This window comes from Leptolyngbya sp. FACHB-671 (assembly GCF_014695745.1).
In the GTDB taxonomy this organism is placed as follows: Bacteria; Cyanobacteriota; Cyanobacteriia; order Elainellales; family Elainellaceae; genus JAAUTN01.
In genome coordinates this window covers 1-5,876 of the sequence record NZ_JACJOV010000097.1, presented here as the reverse complement: position 1 = coordinate 5,876, position 5,876 = coordinate 1, and the positions used below count along the sequence as shown (strand labels likewise).

Annotated in this window: 6 protein-coding genes; 3 read left to right on the top strand and 3 right to left on the bottom strand. The window is 45.9% G+C overall.

All coding sequences use genetic code 11. The annotated features are described in order from the left end of the window. Nucleotides 1-80: 80 nt before the first annotated feature. Nucleotides 81-614: a VOC family protein gene (locus H6F93_RS14040; protein ID WP_190681672.1), complete on the top strand. Its 534-nt coding sequence runs from the start codon at nucleotides 81-83 to the stop codon at nucleotides 612-614. A 14-nt stretch (nucleotides 615-628) separates the two neighbouring features. Here H6F93_RS14040 and H6F93_RS14035 read toward each other — a convergent pair whose 3' ends face one another. Continuing rightward, complete coding sequence (locus H6F93_RS14035; protein ID WP_190681669.1) at nucleotides 629-1,444, bottom strand: SDR family NAD(P)-dependent oxidoreductase; 816 nt, start codon at nucleotides 1,442-1,444, stop codon at nucleotides 629-631. 306 nt (nucleotides 1,445-1,750) lie between these two features. On the opposite strand from H6F93_RS14035, the gene H6F93_RS14030 reads away from it, so the two are divergent. Then, a complete protein-coding gene (locus H6F93_RS14030; RefSeq protein WP_190644390.1) occupies nucleotides 1,751-1,993 on the top strand; it encodes a chlorophyll a/b-binding protein in 243 nt (80 codons plus the stop codon). 315 nt (nucleotides 1,994-2,308) lie between these two features. On the opposite strand, the gene H6F93_RS14025 is transcribed toward H6F93_RS14030, so the two are convergent. Beyond that, nucleotides 2,309-2,626, bottom strand: a complete 318-nt coding sequence (locus H6F93_RS14025; RefSeq protein WP_190681667.1) for a hypothetical protein — start codon at nucleotides 2,624-2,626, stop codon at nucleotides 2,309-2,311. Between the two features lie 95 nt (nucleotides 2,627-2,721). Between H6F93_RS14025 and H6F93_RS14020 the strand changes: the two genes are divergently transcribed. Then, nucleotides 2,722-3,525, top strand: a complete 804-nt coding sequence (locus H6F93_RS14020) for a DNA adenine methylase (protein WP_190681665.1) — start codon at nucleotides 2,722-2,724, stop codon at nucleotides 3,523-3,525. A 50-nt stretch (nucleotides 3,526-3,575) separates the two neighbouring features. Here the strand turns inward: H6F93_RS14020 and H6F93_RS14015 are convergent, their stop codons facing one another. Next, on the bottom strand, nucleotides 3,576-5,684 hold the full coding sequence (locus H6F93_RS14015; protein ID WP_190681662.1) for a type IV pilin-like G/H family protein: 2,109 nt from the start codon (nucleotides 5,682-5,684) through the stop codon (nucleotides 3,576-3,578). Nucleotides 5,685-5,876 lie beyond the last annotated feature (192 nt).

The following is a 5,876-nucleotide window of genomic DNA, read 5'->3' as shown; positions in this document are numbered from 1 at the left end:
GGTCAACTGGTTGACTGGAGTACCAAGAGCAAAAACTCGGGTTTCTCGTTTCGCGGCTCTAGCGCCAGATTAAGGAAGGCGTGATCCCAGTCAGGGTTCGCCAACAGTATCCGGGAGTTCAATTCACACTCATTCCGTTACTCACTGCCATTCTTCTTGCGGCTGTCCAACAAAATTTTGTTCAAGCACAACGCCCTGCACCTGAAGCGGCCATTGTGCCAAGATTTCAACTGCATCATGTCACCCGTTCTGTGAATGATGCCGAGCGAGTTTCTCAGTGGTATGTGGATACGCTTGGGTTCACGATTAGCGATCGCTTTACTCTCACGCGTCCTAACGGCAGCCAAGTTCAGGTCGTTCGGATAGAAACCCTTGGACTTCAAATGAACATCTCTGAATTTGATGGTTCTGTTGCTCCTGACCGCACAGTGGATGAACAGGGATGGCGACACCTGGCGTTTCAGGTTGACAATGTAGATCAAACCTATCAACACCTACAGGCTAGTGGGGTGCAGTTTCTCACTGAACCCTTTACTTACGATCCGCCAGGCTATCGAATTGCATTTTTCAGAGATCCTGAAGGCAACATCCTGGAACTCTATCAAGACCTATAGCACCTGTGAACCCATTAGGAGTCTTTATGCTGAAATGTCTTGCGGAGAACCCATTGCACCAGATTGGGAAGCAGTTGATTAGAAACCGCAGATAGGTTTGCAGAACCGACAACAACTTCATCTCGCTTGTGTTTTACTGCATTCCAGACTGCTTTGGCAACATCGTCAGCTTTTTCGATCACGGGAGTGTCCACTAATTGACTGACTTGGTTTTGACGCGATCGCAAGTCATCTGCATTCTTACCCCTAAAAATGGCTCTTTCTAAAAAATTAGTTTTGATTATGTTGGGGTAGATGCCGCAAACGTGAATTCCTTTGGGCGCTAATTCAGAATGGAGCGATCGCGTCAAACCAGTCACCGCAAATTTGCTTGTAGAGTAAGGCGTTAAGTAAGGAATAGGTACGATTCCACCAATAGAGCCAACATTCACAATTGTTCCAGCCTGACGTGCCAAAAAATGAGGTAATAAAGCATGAATCGCGTGAATGTAGCCCCAGAGATTAGTATCAATTGCTTGATGCCAATCTTCGAGCGAAAATTCCTCTGCTGGGCCGGAGATATAGATTCCAGCGTTATTGACCAGCACATCAATAGAACCATACTGATCCAACGCTTTTTGCACCATCAGGTTTACCTGGTCAGGCTGTCTCACATCCGTAGGAATTGCAGTGGCAGAGTGCCCCGTAGCCCGAAGTTCTTGAGCTGTTGTCTCCAGACGATCAGCCTGTCGAGCTGCAAGCACAACATTATATCCGTGGCTAGCAAACAAGTGTGAAGTTGCTTTCCCAATCCCTTGAGAAGCTCCTGTAATGAGTACGGTGGAAGCCATATCTGTAAGTTTGAAATGCTGCTTTCGTCTTCAGTGTGTGAAACAGTAGCTCAAGGAAGCGTCTGACTTTTGTTAGATCTTCTGTAAGTGACCAGGGCCATCAAAGTCATGAGAAGAATGAGTTTTTGTTGATGACATCACTTTTTAACTTTTCGTAATCTCATCCTATAGACTTGCAGGCAGCTTAGACCCATAGACAGACTGCAACAACTTGTTAAGTTCCTAGCATAGGAGACATAAGCGCAAGCAAATGCAAGCGCAAGACAAACATCGCTTTCAAACAAATGTTTTTTTGGAGAGACAATCATGGAAACTAAAACTCGCACTAATACTACAGAAACTCGTTCCTCTACCGATTTGCCTCCTGTTGCACAGGAATATAATGGCGTAGATCGTAATGCCTTTCTATTCGGCTGGACTCCTCAAGCGGAACTGTGGAATGGACGGTTAGCAATGATCGGATTCCTCGCTTATCTGCTATGGGATGCGGCTGGTTACAGTGTGTTGCGTAATGTACTGCATCTTCTGCCCCAGTACGTTGTACGCTAGGTCGCAATTAAGAGCAGTTTCGTAGCGCTGATTACTTCAGTTAAGACAACTTAAGTTGAACCGAAGTCTTCTGAGGTAGAGCGTAGGAGTAATGCTCCTCCGTCCTACTTCAGAAGACTTTATACATGAACGGTAGTGTGGCGGAGCCACACTACCGTTCATGTTTTTGCAAGTGATCTGTGCAAGAGGTCTTTTGATCAAGGCGGGCAGATACCCATCGTTATTGTCACAGCTCGTGATATTGGCTATGAGCGATCGCCCTTAGAAAAGAAAGTACTCGCCAAAATGCGATCGCGCATTGTATTATTCTGGCGCTCATCCCTTAGCGATCTGTAAGCTCTGAACTTTTCCGGTTGTCTCAACCAAATCATCTAGCTGTAGGGCTTCTGGTGCATCTTGAGTAGCTAGATCTACCCAAACGCGATATTTTTCCGTTGAAACGGTGATGGCGACTTCATGATTTCGGTTAGAAATCTCACAGCCCAGCGTGTATGCTTTCAGCCGTTCTTTTGCGTCAAAAGATTTAGTCAGTTTGTAAAGCTTTCCCTGATAACTCATACCTTGGTAGATGCTTCCCTCAAAATAGAAGCTAAACAAACGAATAGAGGGTTCGTGGATGACGACAGGAAGCATAACAGGACTCACTCCGAAACATATGCTTAGTTTCTCAAATTTCACCCCAAAACCTCATCCGCCTGATTGCTCAACCTACTCAGCCACATAGTCGAATGAAGATTAGAAGCCCGCTTCGTTATCCCGGTGGTAAATCAAAGGCTCTTGCTCAAATTATTCCTCATGTGCCACTGGATTTTACGGAGTATCGAGAGCCTTTTGTGGGAGGAGGATCAGTATTTCTAGGGATTAAGCAGCTAAACAACCCAGTTAAGTCTTACTGGATCAATGACTTAAATCATGATTTGTACTGTTTTTGGCAAAGTGCCAGAGATGACATTGAAGCTTTGGCAGAAAAAGTAACAGAAATCAAGCAGAAATATACGGACGGACGAGAATTATTTGAATACTTCACTTGTGCAGATTTGAAGCTCAATGAATTTGGGCGGGCGGTTAGATTCTTTGTGTTGAACCGGATTACTTTTTCTGGCACGGTAGATTCAGGCGGATATTCTCAGCAAGCTTTTGAGCGTAGGTTTACGGATTCCTCAATTAGCAGGCTGCGGCTAATTTCTCCGCTTTTGAGCTCTGTTCAAATCACAAATCAGGATTATGCAGAGTTGCTATTCCAGGAGGGGGATAGAGTATTTATCTTCCTTGATCCGCCCTATTTCAATGCGACAAAATCACGGCTTTATGGGTTTCGAGGAGGACTGCACACCTCTTTTGACCATGAGCGTTTCGCCACAAACATGCAGCAATGTCCCCACACATGGCTCATTACTTATGATGATTCTCCTGAAATTCGCAAGCTATTCGGCTTTGCCAACATCGTTGAATGGACGCTGCAATATGGCATGAATAACTATAAACAGGAATTTGCGGCTAAAGGCAAAGAGTTGATAATCAAGAATTACTGATTTCTGGTCTTCAAGCTCTGGACTGGGAACGGGCAATTTCTGCAAATGGACTAAAGGCGATTAACCCGTCGAGAACCAGGAGGGCAAGAAATACTGGTCTGAGTGATATCGGTAGGGAGAATCAGCTCAGGTGAAGTGGTCGAAGGTTGCTCTGTCTCACAGATTGTTGCCATCGTCGTCCTTTCCACAACAGAATCGCCTGCTCTGATTCCAACTAACCATACCGCACTAGCAAAACTCCTCAATTCCTCACTTTTGGCTTGCGCTGTCATGATTACTCCTCGGCTCGGATCAGACGGTGTTACGATGGCGTATCGATAGAACCCCGTTTCTTCTGAGATGCCTACTCTCAATTGTCTCAGCGTTGTAGCAAACTCCTCATGTTCCAGGTAGTATGCCTGCTGCGCTCGGTTCATAGCGCCGATGTAGTTCCAGCCCTCCTGTTCTCCGTTTAGTCGCTCATCAGTTTGTTGAGGTGAAACAGGGGTGTAGGTTGGCTGCACTGTTGAATTTTGACCGCCTCCAGTATTTCTGTAAGGATTCGGCGGGGGCTCTAAAGTGACTAATTCTTCCGCTTCAAGAGTTTGGCGCTGCTGCTCAGTTAGAAACAGGTATCCTACCAGTTCATACTCACCATAGAGTGGGTAAAGTTTGCTTTCAGGAGAAGTTTCTTCGACCACGTCTTGAATGAAAGTGAAGAAGTTTGGATCTAACCAATCGTCCTGAAAATTAAGCTCTGTACTGTAGCGCGTTCCGTTAACAGCAAAAGATTGCCCTGCTGTTTCATTCTCCCAATCATACTCATTTGAGATATCAGTCGGAGCAAATGCGCCATGAGAAGCTGCGGCAAATTCACGGGTGAATGCCTGATACGGATTATCTACGTTGCCAGATTCCCAGTCCTCAATTACGACGACCATATTGTCAAATGCCGTCAACAGTTCGTAGGGATGTGTAATCAAGGTTTGGGCAACACGCTGCCAGCCAGTGTCGATTTGCCTAGGAGTCAAGTGATTGAACAAGCCAATCTGTTCAAAGAGGGTAAGAATTTCTTGGATGCGATCGCTCGTCAAAGAGTTATCATAACTCCGCTGACTGGTGCTAAGGCTAATGCCAAGATATCCTCTAGCTTGCTCTTCAGTGAGAGCGAGAATACCATCGTTAGCCACTATGCAAACCCGATAAGGGGAAGCCTGATCTCGCAGAATCTTGTTGAAAAGATGAACAACTTCGTGAATATCTATTTGCCCAAGAGCGTTACTTGTGCTGAATGGGGAGAAATAATAGCTGCCCTGCTGATACAGCCGACCGTTTACACGAGCCGAAACGATCGCATTATGGTCTTCATTTAAGGGGTAGGGATCTGAATCCTCAAAAATTTCAACCCTAAAATCTTCGAGTCTGATCTCTGCTACACCCGTCTCAGTTAGCATTTGAGCGATCGCCTGATGAATCCTCCGGAAGTAATCATTCGGGTCAGAGGAATTGTTTTGTAGATTAAGCACCAGGGCGCGGTCGAAGTAATTAACAAAATCAGTCTCACTTTCAATCTGCCCTGCACTGAGATCTTGCAATAACTGTATGAGATTTTCGTCTGAGAGAATGCCTAGTGTATTCAGTTCTTGAAGATAAGGGGCGATCGCCTCTGGCTGAAGCCTCTCGTACTGCTGCATTCGAGTTTCAGCCTGCTGAAATAGATTAATATCTAATCCAATCCGGCCTGCCGCAAGTTCCTCCTGCAATTGCTCATAAATAGGAGGGCTTAGCACACCTGTATCATTTAACCGTTGAAGCGACTGTTGAAGTTCCGCAGTAGGCATCTCGCCCGTAATCACTACATTACTTGGAATACTCCTGGAACCGTTAACAGAAAAACTGAGTCCATGAGGTTCTAGCCAACGGTGAGTCGGATCCACTCTCACATAGTGAAGCAAACGCGATCGCTTGTGTATCCCACCCAGTTCTATCAAGCGCCTGACTTCCTGGTAAGTGGCTTCTGTCAAAAAGTTTTGTCTGTAGAGGTCGTCTACAACCGTTGTGAGAGAGGCAGTATTCAAGGCATCAGACCTACTGAGTTGAGTATGAGGCAACATGGATAGGGGTAGCGCCAGAGATGCGAGTAGCCCTATGCGGACGATGGACTTTGCCAATGGAGTCATGGGTAATTCCTTACCAAAGAAGCTCTAGCAGAGGGGTTTGGGTAAGGGCGCAGAGATAATGTGTACCTGATCATAACTTCAGGACTTACGCAGCGGCACTAGGGATAGGGGGTGGTTAAGTTGAGCTATGCTCGCTACAGTTCCAGTATGAGTGCATCAAACAGCGATTGCGATGACATTTACTAAGCTGGA

Excerpts from the sequence above, each read along its gene's own strand:
- H6F93_RS14035 (WP_190681669.1), bottom strand. The coding sequence starts at position 1,444 with ATGGCTTCCACCGTACTCATTACAGGAGCTTCTCAAGGGATTGGGAAA.
- H6F93_RS14030 (WP_190644390.1), top strand. The coding sequence starts at position 1,751 with ATGGAAACTAAAACTCGCACTAATACTACAGAAACTCGTTCCTCTACC.
- H6F93_RS14025 (WP_190681667.1), bottom strand. The coding sequence starts at position 2,626 with ATGCTTCCTGTCGTCATCCACGAACCCTCTATTCGTTTGTTTAGCTTC.
- H6F93_RS14020 (WP_190681665.1), top strand. The coding sequence starts at position 2,722 with ATGAAGATTAGAAGCCCGCTTCGTTATCCCGGTGGTAAATCAAAGGCT.
- H6F93_RS14015 (WP_190681662.1), bottom strand. The coding sequence starts at position 5,684 with ATGACTCCATTGGCAAAGTCCATCGTCCGCATAGGGCTACTCGCATCT.